Origin of the sequence: Novispirillum itersonii (assembly GCF_014205675.1) — a bacterium.
GTDB lineage: Bacteria > Pseudomonadota > Alphaproteobacteria > Rhodospirillales > Rhodospirillaceae > Novispirillum > Novispirillum itersonii_A.
The window spans coordinates 270,201-284,733 of the sequence record NZ_JACIIX010000001.1 but is presented as its reverse complement, the minus strand read 5'-3'; the positions used below and the strand labels follow the sequence as shown (position 1 = coordinate 284,733).

Here is a 14,533-nt window from a genome sequence, read left to right as displayed (position 1 = left end):
GACGTTGGTATCCGGAAGACAGGGACAGGATGATATCAGGGCGGGGTGACCGGCGGTCACTCCTCGCCGTGGTGGAGATGGATGTTGCGGGCCCCGTGCTGGGCCAGCAGGCCCCGGGCGGCGGTTTCGCCTTCCGGCGAGTCGACGGACACCCACAGCACGATTTCCCCGGCGGAGACCGCGCGGGCGAAGGCCCCGGTGTCGGGATGCGACACCACTTCGGAGATGATTTCCTTCAGGGCGGCGGCCCCGACCCCGGCGGCGGCCAGACCGGCAATCAGTGCCCCGGTCGGGCCGGTGGCCAGCGCGATCAGGGTGCCCGCCACCAGCGGCACGTCGTACCGGGTTTCGGTCAGCAGTGGCAGCAGGCGGTCGCGCCAGCTGTCCCCTTCCGGGGCGGCGGCTTCAATCGCCTGATGGCTGGACAGCAGCGACAGGTCGTCGTGATCAAACCCGGCGTCGAGCAGGTCGGTGATGCAGGCTTCCAGCGCGGCGGGGGTCTGGAACAGGCCGACCAGTTCACGCGGGGCGAAGGGGTCGTGGGCGGAGGAGGAACGCGATTTGGACACGGGGATGCTCCCGGTTGCGGGTATGACCCGGATAAGGAAGGGTAATTATACTGCCGCAGCTGTGCCCGTCTGCCTAGAGGGTTTGTTTGAAAATTGCGCGAATCACCAATCGTTTTGAATTATTCGGTCTTTGGTCAGGCCGGGGGCGGTATCAGGGCGCTGCGGGTCAGACCAAAAGTGTCCGGTCAGGCGGTCGGACCAAGCCCGCCGGAGGTGCGGAACCGGGCCGGGGACTGCCCGAACTGCCGCCGGAAGGCCGCGCCGAACGCGCTCAGGCTGTCGTAGCCGACACTCAGGGCCACTGTCAGCACGGGTTCCCCGTCGGCCAGCAGCTCCAGCGCCCGGAACAGCCGGGCCTGTTGCCGCCACTGGCCGCAGGTCTGGCCGGTTTCGGCGGTGAAGCGGCGGGCCAGCGTGCGTTCGGTCATCGCCAGCCGGGCTGCCCAGTCCGCCAGCGGGGTCTTGTCGTCAGGCGTTTCCAGCAGCGCCTGCGCAAACCGCAGCAGCCGGGGATCCTGCGGCAGCGGCAGGCCGTTGGGCAGGGCCGGGGCGTTGGGGAGTTCATCCAGCAGGACCTGCAACAGGCGCTGGCGGGCGGGGTCAATGACCGGGCCGGGGACCCAGCCGGACATCCGGTCCAGCAGGGCGGCGGTCAGGGCGGTCTGGGCAACAATCCGCGCGGTGCGGGGCAGCGGGCCGCACAGCTCCGGCGGTAAATGCAGCCCGAAGCCCCGGACCGGACCGTGAACGACCGCGGAGTGGACCACCCGTGGCGGCATCCAGCCGATCTGTCCCGGCATCAGGCACCAGTTTCCGGGGGACATCACGGTTTCTCCGTCAGGATCATCCGCCCCAAGGGCCGTGGTGCGGACCAGCCCCCGTTCAATCACGAACACCTGCCCGGTGATGTGGGAATGCGGATACAGCTCCACACTGTTGTCTTTATCGAGGCGGTAGATATCCAGATGCATGGCAGCGGTCCGGGGATGTCTGTTTTGCGATACTCTATGGCATTTTGGCGCAAGAGTGACAGTGCAGATCCGGGTTAGAGTGACGTCATGCTGCAATTCTGCCATGGAGCGTCCGATGTCCCATCTTCTGTCCCATCTTCCCGTTGGTTCCGGCTCTCTGGTTTCGCCCCCGCCTGAAGGCTGGTCTCCGGCCGGAACCGAGGCCCTTGCCGCGATCAACCGGTCGGCGATTGCCCCCGGAGAGACCCTGCCGGTGGTGACGCTGGCCGATGGCACCCGGGTGCAGACCGGTACGGTTGCCACCCTGCTGCGGACCATCGCTGACTATGATGCCGCTGTTGCCGCCGGGGTGGAGGCTGTGGCGCTGGAGACGCTGGAAAGCCGTCTGGCGGCGGCGGTGCCGACCCTGCTGCACATCGGCCTGTTCGGCCTGTTCCCCCCGTCGGAATGGCAGGCCGGGGCCTCGGCCGGGCGGCGCTGGGTCGGCGATGTGGCGGCGGCCCTGCTGGCTGATGCGGTGGACGGGTGACAGGGCCGGGCAACCGTTGGTATGGTCCGGGCTGTCTGTCCCCCGCCCTGATTCCCCCGAGGCCTGTCCGTGACCGAAGCTGCTGATCTGCCTGAAACTCCAGATGCCGTTACCGAAACTGCTGTCGATACGGCTGATCTGACCCCCGCCGTCAGCGGCGAGGTGACGCCGATGATGCAGCAGTATCTGGGCATCAAGGCCGATCATCCGGACTGTGTGCTGTTTTACCGGATGGGGGATTTCTACGAGCTGTTCTTTGACGATGCGGTCAAGGCGGCGGCGGCGCTGGATATCGCCCTGACCAAGCGCGGGATGCATCTGGGCGAGCCGATCCCGATGTGCGGGGTGCCGGTACACAGCCACGAAGCCTATCTGTCCAAGCTAATCCGCAAGGGCTTCAAGGTTGCCCTGTGCGAACAGATGGAAGACCCGGCGGAGGCCCGCAAGCGCGGCGGCAAGGCCTTGGTGCGGCGCGAGGCGGTGCGGATCATCACCCCCGGCACCCTGACCGAGGACACCCTGCTTGATGCCCGCCGCCATAACTTTCTGGCGGCGGTGGCCGATGTCGGCGGCGACTACGGTCTGGCGTGGGTTGATGTCTCGACCGGGGAATTCTGCGTACAGCCCTGTACCGACCGGGGTCTGGCGGCGGCGCTGGCCCGCCTGTCGCCCGGCGAAGTGCTGCTGCCCGACCGCCTGACCCAGAAGCCGGACCTGTTTGACCTGTGGGCGGAGTGGCGGGATTGCCTGTCGCCGCTGCCGTCCTCGCGGTTTGACAGCGTCAACGCCCGCAAGCGGCTGGAAGCGCTGTACGGGGTGCGGGATCTGGATGGGTTCGGCAGCTTTACCCGTGCCGAGGTCGCCGCCGCCGGGGCGCTGGTGGATTATGTCGAGCTGACCCAGAAGGGCCGTCTGCCGCGTCTGGAGGCCCTGAAGCGGCTGGCCGACGGGGCGACGATGGAAATCGACGCCTCCACCCGCCGCAATCTGGAACTGTTGCAGACCCTGTCGGGGGAACGCCGGGGCAGCCTGCTGGCGGCGATTGACCGCACCGTCACCGGGGCCGGGGCGCGGCTGCTGTCATCGTGGCTGTCGGCACCGCTGACCGATCCGGCGGCCATTGATGCCCGGCTGGATGCGGTGGAAGCCCTTGTGGCCGGTGATGCGGTGCGGGCCGACCTGCGGGAGGCGCTGCGCCGCTGCCCGGATATTGAGCGGGCGCTGTCGCGCCTGTCGCTGGGCCGGGGTGGCCCGCGCGATCTGGCGGTGATCCGTGATGCCCTGCGGGAAGCGCCGTCGCTGCGCCTGCTGGTGCAGCGGGCCACCGGCGGCGGGCTGGGGGCGCCGCCGGATCTGCTGATGGGGCAGGCCCGGGCGCTGGGCAGCCATGACACGCTGGTCGATAAGCTGGAGCGGGCGCTGGCCCCGGATCTGCCGCTGCTGGCCCGCGATGGCGGCTTTATCGCCACCGGCTTCCACGCGGCGCTGGATGAGCTGAAGGCCCTGCGCGATGAAAGCCGCCGTCTGATTGCCGGGTTGCAGGCCCGGTACTGTCAGGATACCGGCATCGACAGCCTGAAGGTCAAACACAACAATATTCTCGGCTATTTCATCGAGGTTCCGGCCAAGCGGGCGGATACGATGCTGGCCGCCCGCAAGGACGGCGACAGCCCCTATATCCACCGCCAGACCATGGCCAGCGCGGTGCGTTTCACCACTGTCGAGCTGTCGGAGCTGGAAGACCGGATCCGGGGCGCGGGGGATAAGGCGCTGGCGCTGGAGCTGGAGCTGTTTACGGCGCTGGTGACCGATACGCTGGCGCAGGCGGCGGAGATCGCCCGGGCGGCGCAGGCGCTGGCGGCGCTGGATGTGCTGTCAGGGCTGGCGGAACTGGCCTCGGAACGCCAGTACAGCCGCCCGGTGCTGACCGGCGACACCCGCTTCCTGATCACCGATGGCCGTCATCCGGTGGTGGAGGAGGCCTTGCAGCGTGCCGGGGGCGGTCCGTTTGTCGCCAACGGCTGCGATCTGTCCGACGGGCAGCGCCTGTGGCTGCTGACCGGCCCCAACATGGCCGGTAAGTCCACCTTCCTGCGCCAGAACGCCCTGATCGTGCTGCTGGCGCAGATGGGTAGTTTCGTTCCGGCGCGGTCGGCGGAAATCGGGGTGGTGGACCGGCTGTTCAGCCGCGTCGGGGCCGCCGACGATCTGGCCCGGGGCCGCTCCACCTTCATGGTGGAGATGGTGGAAACCGCTGCCATCCTCAATCAGGCCACCGAACGGTCGCTGGTGATTCTCGACGAGATCGGGCGCGGCACCGCCACCTTCGACGGCCTGTCGATTGCCTGGGCGACGGTGGAAAACCTGCACGAGGTCAACCGCTGCCGGGCCCTGTTTGCCACCCACTATCACGAGCTGACGGCGCTGGCGGCCAAGCTGCCGCAGGTGTCCTGCCATTCGATGAAAGTGAAAGAGTGGAAAGGCTCGATCATCTTCCTGCATGAGGTGATCGCCGGGGCGGCGGACCGGTCCTATGGGATTCATGTTGCCCGTCTGGCCGGGCTTCCGGCGGCGGTGATCCACCGGGCGGAAGACGTGCTGAAAACGCTGGAAAGCGGGGAACAGGGCAGCGCGGTTGCCCGTCTGGCCGATGATCTGCCGCTGTTCGCGGTCGCCCTGAAGCGGGCAAAGCAGCCTGAACCGCCGGTGGAACCGGTGGCCCCGGCGCTGTCGGCGGCTGAAACGGCCGCTTTGCAGGCCCTGCGCACGGTCAACCCCGATGATCTGTCGCCCCGGGCGGCGCTGGAGCAGCTGTATGCCCTGAAGGCAGCCCTGTCCGGAGGCTGAGGCGGCGGGGTCAGCCGAAGGGCCACCAGCGTCGGCGCAGTCCGGGACGGGGGATGGTGGCCGGGGGGGGCAGGTCCAGATTGGCGGCGTAAAGGACGGCCTGATTTTGCAGGTTCCGCAAGGCGGCCCGCAGGCCGGACCAGTCGCTGACCTCGTCATCGGTCATGGTGGCGGCACAGTCCGGCCCTCCGGGACCGGGGGACAACTCCCACAGGGTCTGGGCACAGGCCAGAAGCTGCCGGGCCCGCAGGGTGTCCGCCGTACAGAGCGCGGCAGGAAACAGGTCCGGGTAGGGCAACCCGACTTCCGGGGTCTGCGAGGTGAGCTTCCGCAGGGCCAGATCAAAGCCGGTGACGGCATGGGCCTGATCGTGGCGGTGGGCCAGATCCTGACAGCGGCGCAGCGTCTGGCTGAAGGCCTGTGCCAGCCGGTCCGGATGGATCAGGTCTCCCGGTGGCGGGCGGAAGCCGGTGGCGATCCGGCCATAGGTGACGGACCAGATCTGCCCGCTGCTGGGCAGAATGCCCGCCTCTGCCGGTTCAGCCCGGTGCCAGCGGGCCTGCCAGATATCGGACCCCTCGGGCCGAACCGCTTCGATCAGCCAGCGTTCCGCGTGCAGGAGGTCCGGGGGCAAGGTTTCGGCCCCGGCTGCTGCTGATGCCTCCGGATTGAGAAAAGGGTCGGAGGCATCGACGCGGTGCAGGCGCAGGTGGCGGATGCCATCGTCGTGCAGCCGGGCCAGCCAGTGGTCCGGAGTTTCGGCGCAGGGGTGCTCCTCCCAGCCCGCAGGGGTCTGCCTGAGGGTGATGAAACGGACACTGGCGCAGGCGCGCAGCGTACTGTGCTCTGCCGGAAACATCGGCAGACCCGGGGCCAAACCGGAGACTGTCGACGGAAAACCGGCGTTGCCCCAGATCGTCAGGGCGACACTTTGGAACAGAGGGCCTTGCATGGAAGGTCCGTTGACAGAGAATGGATGTCTTTTTCTGGTGGTTTGTTTTTTACTGAACCCGCTCAGGTTGTGACAATAAACCCTGTCAAGGGCAACCGGAAGAAAAAAATTCTCCGGCGGTATGGCTCACGGTTGATCTGTCCCGGTTTGGCGGATCAGCGGCGGCCGGAGGGGCTGAGGGTGCGGGATGTTTCTTCCAGTCCGTCGGCGATGGCACGGTCAAAGGTTCCGGGCTGACTTTCCCAGCGCACCGGCTGCGGCAGCACCGCTGCGGTCAGGGTCCAGGCGGTGGTCCAGCCCCCTTCCGGGCGGATCACCATATCGCCGGTCAGGATGGCGGCGGCGGGCGGCGGCGGGGCCTGATCGCCGGACAGTACCACCGGCAGGCCAAGGCGGCGGGCGACATCGGTGACCACCTCCCGCTGGCCGGTGCCGCGCGGGCTGTCCTCCGCCAGCAGGAACGGGCCGACCGAATCGGTGATGCGCAGGGCCACCCGCACCGTTGGCCGGGGTTCTGGCCATGGCTGGCGGCCGCTGGCGCGGATCAGCCGGTCCACCGCCGCCGGATCAAACTGCACGGTCATCAGAAAGCTGCGCTCCCGGGTGCCCTGTTCATCCATCAGTTTTTTCTTAGCCAGCCGGTCGATGAAGCTGACGTCGCGGACCAGAGCATCCGCATGGTCAAGGGCGGCCTGTACAGCCGGGCTGTCGCCGAGGCGGCTGTCCCCGGAGACTTTTGCCACCACCCGGGGCAGGGCCATGCGGTAGCCGCGCAGACGTTCGGCGGGAATATCCCGCCCGGTGATGATCGCCTCTCCGGTGTAAAAGGCGGAGGACGGCGGGGCGGCGGTGGCCGGAGTGGCCAGCACGCAGGCCATAAGACAGGCAGGCAGGAGGGGGCGGAGGCGGGAGAGGGCTGACATCGGCGGACACTCCATCCGGAAGACGCTGTATAAACAGTGTATCGAAAATGGGATAACCGTTAAAATGCTTTTTGATGGTTACTTTAACAGAGGCATTCCGCGATGACGACAACCGGTCACTCCCCGGGGAACGGTCCGCTGGCGCATCCGTCCCGGGCGGGGACCCTGCATCTGCTGGGCAATCACCCGGTGCTGGATTTCACCAACACCAGCAGCGGCCGGGGTGGAGAGCAGTGGCTGGATCACCTGCAACAGCCGGATCATCTGGCGGACTGGGCGATTCATGCCGGAATTTTGCCACAGGGCTGTGCGATGCCCGCCCTGACGGTGGCGGATCTGGACCGGGCGGTCCGGCTGCGCGAGGCGTTGTACCGCACGCTGGCACAGGTTTCCCGGCGCGGGGATCCGGCCCGGGAGGACGTGGCGGTGATTGTGGCGGAACACGGGCGGTGCCTGTCGGTGGCCGGACTGGTGGCTGCGGCGGGGTCCCCGGCGGACCCGGCGTTCGGCTGGCGCTGGCCGCAGGGCGGGGTGGCGGCTATTCTCGGCCCGCTGGTGACGGCGGCGTTGCCGTTGCTGACGGCGGTGCCCCCGGACCGGTTGCGCTGCTGCCCCGGGCAGGATTGCGGCTGGCTGTTTCTGGACACCACCCGCAACGGCCGCCGCCGGTGGTGTGATATGGCGGTCTGTGGCAACCGTGCCAAGGCCGGGCGGCACCGGGCCAGCCGGAAAGCCGGGGCCGGACAGGAGAAGGCAGAATGATGAGGGTGTGGCGGTCTGGTGTCTCAACCGGTGCGGTGCTGCTGCTGGCAGTGGCCGCCCCGGCGGCAGCGCACCCGCATGTGTGGATCGATGCCCGGTATGACCTGAAGGTCGGGACAGACCGTCTGGTGCGGGCGGTGGCGGTGGAATGGACCTTTGACGAGGTCTATTCGCAGGCGTCGCAGGAGATCATTGATACCAATCAGGACCATACCGTCTCGCCGGAAGAGCTGGACGAGCTGATTGACGGGGCGATCCGCCGCCTGAAGGACTGGCACTATTACCTCGACCTGCGGCAGGACAGTGGCGGCAAGGAGCGGCGGATCGGTGTCGGGACGGTGACGGACCGCAAGGCGACGCTGGAAAAAGGGCAGATCGTGTTCCGGTTTACGGTTCCGCTGGCGACGCCGGTGGCGCTGGAGGGCGGGCGGCTGCGGTTGCGCGGCTACGACCCGACCCTGTTCATCGGCGTTGACCCGGTGGAGCGCCATCCGCTGACCCTGTCGCCGCCGCAGCCCGGCTGTCTGGCGGAAACCAGCCTGCCGCAGGAGCCGCCGAGCCGCCCGCTGATGGGCGGGCCGACTCTGGTGCCGGACAAGAATGTGCCGAAAGACATCAAACCGGGGACGGAGGGCATCGGCTTTGCCTTCGCCCGGGTGATCACCCTGACCTGTGGACCGGGAGCCGCTGCACAATGAACCGTTACCTGTTTCTGCTGCCAGTTGCCCTGTGTGCCCTGTTTCTGTCCGGCCCGGTGCTGGCCCAGAGTGGGGTGGACCCGGGATCAGGCCCCGGCCTGCTGACACAGGCCCTGTTTGCCATCGCTGACCTTCAGCGGTCCCTCCACAGCGATCTGGCGGCGGCAGTCCGGGGACTGACGGCAGACGGGGGTGGTCTTGCCGCCGCCCTGACCCTGATGGCGGTCAGCTTTGGCTATGGGGTCTTCCATGCCGTAGGCCCCGGCCATGGCAAGGCGGTGATTGCCACCCATGCCGCCGTGTCCGGCGATGCGCTGCGGCGGTCGCTGTGGATGGCGATGCTGGCGGCGCTGGTGCAGGGCACCTCGGCGGTGGTGCTGGTCGGTGGGGCCTTCCTGCTGCTGCACAATGGGGCCCGCTGGGCAGCGCGGGAGGCGGAGGCGATGATGGAGCCGGTCAGCGCCGCCGCTGTCGCCGGGGTCGGTCTGCTGCTGCTGTGGCGCTGCTGGCGGAACCGCCCGGGACAGGGGGAACCGGTGGGCTGCGGTCACCATCACCATCACCATGATCACGGCGATCATCATCATAGTTCTTGCCATCACGGTCATGGAGCTGACCATGACCATGACCATGACCATGACCATGACCATGACCATGACCATGGGCACGGGCACGGTCCCGGGGCCTGCGGCCATGTTCCTCTGCCGCCGCCGGATCTGACCTCCTCGCCCCTACAGGCGGCCGCCGCCGCTGTGGCGGTCGGGCTGCGCCCCTGCTCCGGGGCGGTTCTGGTGCTGGTGCTGGCCTTTGGGCTGAACCTGTGGGGGGCGGGGATTGCCGCCGTGTATGCGATGTCGCTGGGCACCGGCCTGACCGTCGCCCTTCTGGCGGCACTGGCACGCGGATCCCGCCATCTGGCGGACCGGCTGGCCGCCGCCGGGGCCGGATCGGCGGCCCGCTGGGGCTGGGGGTTTGGTCTTGCGGGCGGGGTGCTTCTGTTGGTCATCGGCGTCAGCCTGCTGGCCGATGCCCTGACCCGCCCGGTCCATCCGCTGCTGTAAGGGGCTGCTGTCCGGTTACCCGGCGATCCGGTTAAAACGACGATCCCGGCTCCCGCAGGAAGGCCTCTTCCTCGGCCGTACTGGGGCGGCCGAGGGCAGCATTGCGGTGCGGGTAGCGCCCGAAGCGGGCGATAATGTCAGCATGACGGCGGGCGTAGTCCAGCAGATCATCGTTGTTCAGGCTGGCGAACAGCCGCAGCGAGGCCCGCTGGATCGCCGGGTCTTCGCTATGTTCATAAGGCAGATAGAAAAACATCCGCTGCGCTACCGGGAAAATCCGGTCGAAGCCGTCGGCCACCGCCTGCCGGGCCACCGACAGGGCTTTGGCATCGCTGGCAAAGGCCCGGGCGGTGCCCCGGTACAGGTTGCGCGGAAACTGGTCGAGCAGGATGCACAGAGCCAGCGCCCCGTGCGGGTCCGCCATCAAACCATCCGCCGCCCCGGCGGCAGCCTGATCCACGGCGGCCCCGAAACGCCCGGCAATGGCGGCATCAAAGGCGGGGTCCTTGGTGAACCATGCCGGATTGAAGACCTCCGGCTGGCCCTGAAACCAGAACTCCAGAACGGCATCCCGCAGGGACGGAAGATCGCGAAACGGCGTCAGGGGCATGATCAGGACTCCGGTATGGCGGGGGACTGGCGGAACGGGCTGTCGTCCTCCATCTCCTCCAGGGTCTGGCGGATGGCGGCGTGTTCCTGCCGCAGGGCCCGGCTGACGGCGGCCTCCAGCCCGGGGTGGGCGATCCAGTGCAGGGAATGGGTCAGCACCGGGCGGTAGCCGCGCAGCAGCTTGTGTTCGCCCTGTGCCCCGGCTTCCACCCGGGTCAGGCCGTGGGCGATGGCATAGTCGATGGCGCGGTAGTAACAGGCCTCGAAATGCAGGAACTTCGCCCGTTCCGTGGCCCCCCAGTTGCGGCCATACAGGGTGGTGTTGCCGCGCAGGTTCAGGGCGCCGCACACCAGTTCCCCGGTCTGTTCGTCCTCGCCCATCACCAGCACCACCCGGTCGGCCATCCGCTCCCCCAGCAGGGTGAAGAACCGTTCGGTCAGGTAGGCGTTGGACCATTTGCGGTCAACCGTCGCCAGATAGAAGCCGTAGAAGGCCTGCCAGTGGCGCGGGGTGATCGCATCGCCGCTGAGGGTCAGGAAGCGGACCCCCTGAGCGTTGGCCTTTTCCCGCTCCTTGCGCAGGGTTTTGCGCTTGCGGGAGTTCAGGGCGGCGAGGAAGTCGTCAAAACTGCCGTAGCCGTCGTTGGTCCAGTGATATTGCAGGCCGCTGCGGTGCATCAACCGGTGATGGCCGGACAGGGCCGTGGCCTCTTCCGCCGTCGGGAAGGTGATGTGGACGGACGACGCCCCGTTGGCTTCCGCCAGCGCGATCATGCCGTCGGTCAGGGCTTTCTGCAGGGCCAGCCGCCGCGCCCCGCTGGCGGAACCGGTCAGCAGGCGCGGGCCGGTGGCCGGGGTGAAGGGCACCGCGCACTGGAACTTCGGGTAATAGGACCCGCCTGCCCGCTGGAAGGCCTCAGCCCACGACCAGTCGAAGACAAATTCGCCGTAGGAATGGCTTTTCAGGTACAGCGGAGCGCAGGCAACGACCTGACCGGCGGCATCGGTCAGGGTCAGCGGGCAGGGCTGCCAGCCGGTTTCGGCGCAGGCGGAGCCGGAGTCTTCCAGAATCGACAGAAAGGCGTGGCTACAGAACGGGTTGTCGTCTCCGGCGCAGGCATCCCATGCCACCGCCGGAATGTCCTGCATCGAGGCATGAACGGAAAGGGTCAGCGGCGCGGTGCCATCAGCCATCAGTCAGATCCGGATCCTGAAAACAAAACTGCCCCACCAAGGTGGGGCAGTCCTGCGGGTCGGGCAAGGGGGGATCAGGTCCCCGGGGAAGACGGTCAGCCGAACAGGTCGCGGGCGGTCTGGCTCATTTCGTCGGTGGTGCGGAACACCGTGGCGGCGGAGCTGTAGGCCCGCTGGGTGACGATCATCTTGCTGAACTGGTCTTCCAGATCGACGTTGGACATTTCAAGGCTGGAGCCCAGCACTTCCGCCCGGGTGTCCCCGGCCTTCAGCGACAGCAGGGTGGGGTCCCCGGCCTCCGGGCTGCCACGGTAGCTGTTACCGGCAATGGCTTCCAGCTTCTCCGGGTTCACGAAGGTGGCCAGCGGCAGCTTGTACAGGGTCTTTTCGGTGTTGTTGGAAAAGCGCCCGACCAGATCCCCGGACTTGGTGAAATAGGTCCCCTGAAGGGTCCCTGCGGTCATACCGTTGTTTTCCATCCGGCGGATGGTGATGTCGGTATCGCCGCTGTACTGGGTGAAGTCCGCCATGTTGACCTGCACGCTCTGCGACGTGCCGTCAGCATAGTTGACGGTCATCGAGATGGTGTCGGTGCCGGTTCCGGTGGCGGAGGTATCCAGCTTGCCCTGACCGTCAAACACCAGCTTGGTCGGATTGGTGGTGACCGAGGTGACGCCGTTGCCGCCGGAGGTCAGCAGATCCCACGACCCGGCGGTCCCGGAGGTCGGGCTGAAGGTCAGGTTGACGGTTTTGGTGTCGCTGGCCGGGATGCCGCTGCTGTTGGTGACGGTGCGCACCACCGGCAGGCTGGTCTGATAGGTGCGGGTCGAGCCGTTGGCCGACGGCAGGTTGCCGTGCATCACGATCTTCGACGTTGACCGCCCGGGATCAATGGCGTTGTTGGCATAGTCGATCGACGACAGGCTGGACGAGAACGTGCCGTCATCGTTAGCCTTGTAGCCCATGACATAGTCGCCGTTCAGGGTGACCAGACGGGTCCCCTGATCCAGCGCGCCGCTGCCGTTGGTGCTGCTGTCCAGCGTATAGGACTCACCGGTGAAGGTCCCGGCGCGGGTATACCGGGTTTCCCCGGTGCCGTCGGCCTGCGTGTTGGTGACGAAGAAGCCCTGACCGTTGATGGCGGCATCCATCGCCCGGCCGCTGGAGACGATCGAGCCCTGATCGTTGGTGCGCCGGACATCGACGGTGTTGACGGCGAAGAAGCTGTAGCGCGGGGCCACATGGTTCCTCATCGTCTGATACAGCGTCTCCACCTTCTTATAAGAGGTGGTGTTGACGTTGGCGATATTGGTGCCAATGCTCCCGATGGTATGGCTATGCGCATTCATAGCCAGAGCGGATGTGTTCATTGCGCCGAAGATTGCCATGGTCACTCTCAGGGCGGAAAAAGAGGTGACCGTCTCATGCGAATAGCATGCCAGTTATTAGAATATTGAAAATAAAGGATTTTAATTAAAACCCGGAGGCCGTGACGCGGCAGGAAACGCCGGGGCCGGGATTGATACGGCAAAAATTGCCTGATCAGGCGCTGTTTTTTGAGGGGTGACGCAAAAAAGGATCGGGGCGCTTCCCGCCTGAAACCGTCTCCGGTTCCGTGGCGGAAAACGCCCCGTGCCTCTGTGATGCATCGGGCCTCTCCGGCCCGACCAGATACGATACGGTCAGATCAGTCCGGCCAGCGGCGAGGACGGATCGGCGTACATCTTCTTCGGCATCCGTCCGGCCAGATAGGCCAGACGCCCGGCTTCCACCGCCAGCTTCATGGCCAGCGCCATCGCCAGCGGGTCCTTGGCCCCGGCGATGGCGGTGTTCATCAGCACGCCGTCGCAGCCCAGTTCCATCGCCGCAGCGGCATCAGAGGCGGTGCCGAGACCGGCATCGACCAGCACCGGAACGCTGGACTGTTCCTTGATCAGGCGGATGGTGACCGGGTTGAGGATGCCGTGGCCGGACCCGATCAGGGAACCCAGCGGCATGATGGCGACGCAGCCCATGTCTTCCAGCATCTTGGCCTGAATCGGATCATCAGAGCAGTAGACCATCACCTTGAAGCCGTCGCGGATCAGGGCTTCGGCGGCCTTCAGGGTTTCCGGCATGTTGGGGTACAGGGTCTTCTGGTCGCCCAGCACTTCCAGCTTCACCAGATCCCAGCCCCCGGCCTCGCGGGCCAGCCGCAGGGTGCGCACGGCATCGTCGGCGGTGTAGCAGCCGGCGGTGTTGGGCAGATAGGTGTACTTTTTCGGGCTGACGTAATCGACCAGCATCGGCTGGCTGGGGTCGGAGACGTTGACGCGGCGGACCGCGACGGTGACGATCTCGGCCCCGGAAATCTCGATGGCGCGGGCGGTTTCCTCAAAGTCCTTATACTTCCCGGTGCCGACCAGCAGGCGGGAGGAAAAGGTCTGTCCGGCAACGGTGAAGGTATCCGCCCCGGTGGCGGCCACGGTCGTTTCGGTCATGGCTTTCAGCCGCCCCCGATAAAGTGAACGATTTCGATGACATCCCCGTCGGCCAGCGCGGTGGTGACGAAGGTGGACTTGGGCACGATTTCCCGGTTGCGCTCCACCGCCACCTTGCGCGGATCCAGCCCGATGGAGGTCAGCAGACCTTCCACCGTCATCCCGGTTTCGCAGGTGCGCGGTTCGCCATTCACGGTCAGTTGCATGGATCAATCCGACAGCATTGTTCAACGGCCGGGAGTATGGGGCGGCCCCGGCGCGACGACAACCCTAATGTCTGCATCCCTGCCGTTCCCCGCCATGTCCGGGCTGCGGGGCACCGGGGGCGGGCGCAAAAGACCGTGGAAAAACAGAAGTCTGGCCCGTGGTCCTCAGCCAATGTTGCGCCCACCCCCGGTTTGCGCTATGGGTAGGTCCCATTTCGCCCGTCAACTACCGTAACGGCAGGTTCGTGCACACCTCGATCCTCATTCTCAACGGTCCCAACCTCAATATGCTCGGCACACGCCAGCCGGAGGTCTACGGCCGGGAAACCCTGAGTGATATTGAGCATGCCTGCCGGGCCCACGCCTCGTGGCGCGGCCTGGAGATGGACTTCCGTCAGTCCAACTCCGAAGGCGAGCTTGTCACCTGGATTCAGCAGGCCAAAGGGCACTACGCCGGCATTATCATCAATGCCGCCGCCTATACCCATACCTCCGTCGCCATTCTCGATGCCCTGCTGGCGGTCGAGCTGCCGACGGTGGAAGTCCACCTGTCCAACATTCATCAGCGCGATGCCTTCCGCCATCACTCCTATGTGGCGAAAGCGGCGCGCGGCATGATCTGCGGCTTTGGCAGCCATGGCTATATTCTGGCCATTGATGCTCTCAGCCGTCTGCTCGGAGACCCCGGTGTTGCGTCTGCCTGAGTGCGGCGTGACCAGAAAGGGCTAGGAA

The 14,533-nt window shown here is 66.6% G+C and carries 13 protein-coding genes and 1 pseudogene; 6 read left to right on the top strand and 8 right to left on the bottom strand.

Translation table 11 applies throughout. The annotated features are described in order from the left end of the window. Nucleotides 1-56 precede the first annotated feature (56 nt). Nucleotides 57-569 (bottom strand): hypothetical protein, encoded by a 513-nt coding sequence (locus tag FHS48_RS01315; RefSeq protein WP_184260429.1) that lies wholly within the window; start codon nucleotides 567-569, stop codon nucleotides 57-59. 185 nt (nucleotides 570-754) lie between these two features. Further along, nucleotides 755-1,540: an AraC family transcriptional regulator gene (locus FHS48_RS01310; protein ID WP_184260426.1), complete on the bottom strand. Its 786-nt coding sequence runs from the start codon at nucleotides 1,538-1,540 to the stop codon at nucleotides 755-757. Between the two features lie 115 nt (nucleotides 1,541-1,655). Here FHS48_RS01310 and FHS48_RS01305 point away from each other — a divergent pair, with 115 nt between their 5' ends. Beyond that, on the top strand, nucleotides 1,656-2,069 hold the full coding sequence (locus FHS48_RS01305) for a DUF7709 family protein (RefSeq protein ID WP_260402280.1): 414 nt from the start codon (nucleotides 1,656-1,658) through the stop codon (nucleotides 2,067-2,069). Nucleotides 2,070-2,240: 171 nt separating this feature from the next. Next, complete coding sequence (mutS, locus tag FHS48_RS01300) at nucleotides 2,241-4,916, top strand: DNA mismatch repair protein MutS (RefSeq protein ID WP_221443332.1); 2,676 nt, start codon at nucleotides 2,241-2,243, stop codon at nucleotides 4,914-4,916. A gap of 10 nt (nucleotides 4,917-4,926) precedes the next feature. Here the strand turns inward: mutS and FHS48_RS01295 are convergent, their stop codons facing one another. Together FHS48_RS01295 and FHS48_RS01290 are read right to left on the bottom strand one after the other, a co-directional pair. Continuing rightward, nucleotides 4,927-5,868, bottom strand: coding sequence for a hypothetical protein (locus FHS48_RS01295; RefSeq protein WP_184260420.1), 942 nt, complete (start codon nucleotides 5,866-5,868; stop codon nucleotides 4,927-4,929). 155 nt (nucleotides 5,869-6,023) lie between these two features. Next, entirely contained in the window at nucleotides 6,024-6,791 is a 768-nt protein-coding gene (locus FHS48_RS01290; RefSeq protein ID WP_184260417.1) for a DUF2066 domain-containing protein, read from the bottom strand. Between the two features lie 102 nt (nucleotides 6,792-6,893). On the opposite strand from FHS48_RS01290, the gene FHS48_RS19975 reads away from it, so the two are divergent. Genes FHS48_RS19975 through FHS48_RS01275 form a run of 3 tightly spaced genes read left to right on the top strand, consistent with a single transcriptional unit; the run spans nucleotide 6,894 to nucleotide 9,312 of the window. After that, nucleotides 6,894-7,553: a CGNR zinc finger domain-containing protein gene (locus tag FHS48_RS19975; RefSeq protein WP_184260414.1), complete on the top strand. Its 660-nt coding sequence runs from the start codon at nucleotides 6,894-6,896 to the stop codon at nucleotides 7,551-7,553. Beyond that, entirely contained in the window at nucleotides 7,550-8,251 is a 702-nt protein-coding gene (locus FHS48_RS01280) for a DUF1007 family protein (protein WP_184260411.1), read from the top strand. Before FHS48_RS19975 ends, FHS48_RS01280 begins: the two co-directional genes overlap by 4 nt. Further along, nucleotides 8,248-9,312: a nickel/cobalt transporter gene (locus FHS48_RS01275; protein WP_184260408.1), complete on the top strand. Its 1,065-nt coding sequence runs from the start codon at nucleotides 8,248-8,250 to the stop codon at nucleotides 9,310-9,312. Before FHS48_RS01280 ends, FHS48_RS01275 begins: the two co-directional genes overlap by 4 nt. 31 nt (nucleotides 9,313-9,343) lie before the next feature. On the opposite strand, the gene FHS48_RS01270 is transcribed toward FHS48_RS01275, so the two are convergent. The 4 genes and pseudogenes from FHS48_RS01270 to thiS all read right to left on the bottom strand — a co-directional run bounded on the left by FHS48_RS01270 (nucleotide 9,344) and on the right by thiS (nucleotide 13,801). Then, nucleotides 9,344-9,922 carry a DUF924 family protein gene (locus tag FHS48_RS01270; protein WP_184260406.1) on the bottom strand — a complete coding sequence of 193 codons (579 nt, stop codon included), beginning with the start codon at nucleotides 9,920-9,922 and terminating at the stop codon, nucleotides 9,344-9,346. Nucleotides 9,923-9,924: 2 nt separating this feature from the next. Beyond that, nucleotides 9,925-11,115, bottom strand: a complete 1,191-nt coding sequence (locus FHS48_RS01265) for a GNAT family N-acetyltransferase (protein ID WP_184260402.1) — start codon at nucleotides 11,113-11,115, stop codon at nucleotides 9,925-9,927. A 95-nt stretch (nucleotides 11,116-11,210) separates the two neighbouring features. Continuing rightward, on the bottom strand, nucleotides 11,211-12,503 hold the full coding sequence (locus FHS48_RS01260; protein ID WP_184260399.1) for a flagellar hook protein FlgE: 1,293 nt from the start codon (nucleotides 12,501-12,503) through the stop codon (nucleotides 11,211-11,213). A 294-nt stretch (nucleotides 12,504-12,797) separates the two neighbouring features. Beyond that, a pseudogene (thiS, locus tag FHS48_RS01255) lies at nucleotides 12,798-13,801 on the bottom strand (sulfur carrier protein ThiS). A gap of 245 nt (nucleotides 13,802-14,046) precedes the next feature. Between thiS and aroQ the strand changes: the two are divergent. Further along, nucleotides 14,047-14,505, top strand: coding sequence for a type II 3-dehydroquinate dehydratase (gene aroQ, locus FHS48_RS01245; RefSeq protein ID WP_184260391.1), 459 nt, complete (start codon nucleotides 14,047-14,049; stop codon nucleotides 14,503-14,505). Nucleotides 14,506-14,533: the final 28 nt, after the last annotated feature.

Excerpts from the sequence above, each read along its gene's own strand:
- FHS48_RS01310 (WP_184260426.1), bottom strand. The coding sequence starts at position 1,540 with ATGCATCTGGATATCTACCGCCTCGATAAAGACAACAGTGTGGAGCTG.
- FHS48_RS01305 (WP_260402280.1), top strand. The coding sequence starts at position 1,656 with ATGTCCCATCTTCTGTCCCATCTTCCCGTTGGTTCCGGCTCTCTGGTT.
- mutS (WP_221443332.1), top strand. The coding sequence starts at position 2,241 with ATGATGCAGCAGTATCTGGGCATCAAGGCCGATCATCCGGACTGTGTG.
- FHS48_RS01295 (WP_184260420.1), bottom strand. The coding sequence starts at position 5,868 with ATGCAAGGCCCTCTGTTCCAAAGTGTCGCCCTGACGATCTGGGGCAAC.
- FHS48_RS01290 (WP_184260417.1), bottom strand. The coding sequence starts at position 6,791 with ATGTCAGCCCTCTCCCGCCTCCGCCCCCTCCTGCCTGCCTGTCTTATG.
- FHS48_RS19975 (WP_184260414.1), top strand. The coding sequence starts at position 6,894 with ATGACGACAACCGGTCACTCCCCGGGGAACGGTCCGCTGGCGCATCCG.
- FHS48_RS01280 (WP_184260411.1), top strand. The coding sequence starts at position 7,550 with ATGATGAGGGTGTGGCGGTCTGGTGTCTCAACCGGTGCGGTGCTGCTG.
- FHS48_RS01275 (WP_184260408.1), top strand. The coding sequence starts at position 8,248 with ATGAACCGTTACCTGTTTCTGCTGCCAGTTGCCCTGTGTGCCCTGTTT.
- FHS48_RS01270 (WP_184260406.1), bottom strand. The coding sequence starts at position 9,922 with ATGCCCCTGACGCCGTTTCGCGATCTTCCGTCCCTGCGGGATGCCGTT.
- FHS48_RS01265 (WP_184260402.1), bottom strand. The coding sequence starts at position 11,115 with ATGGCTGATGGCACCGCGCCGCTGACCCTTTCCGTTCATGCCTCGATG.
- FHS48_RS01260 (WP_184260399.1), bottom strand. The coding sequence starts at position 12,503 with ATGGCAATCTTCGGCGCAATGAACACATCCGCTCTGGCTATGAATGCG.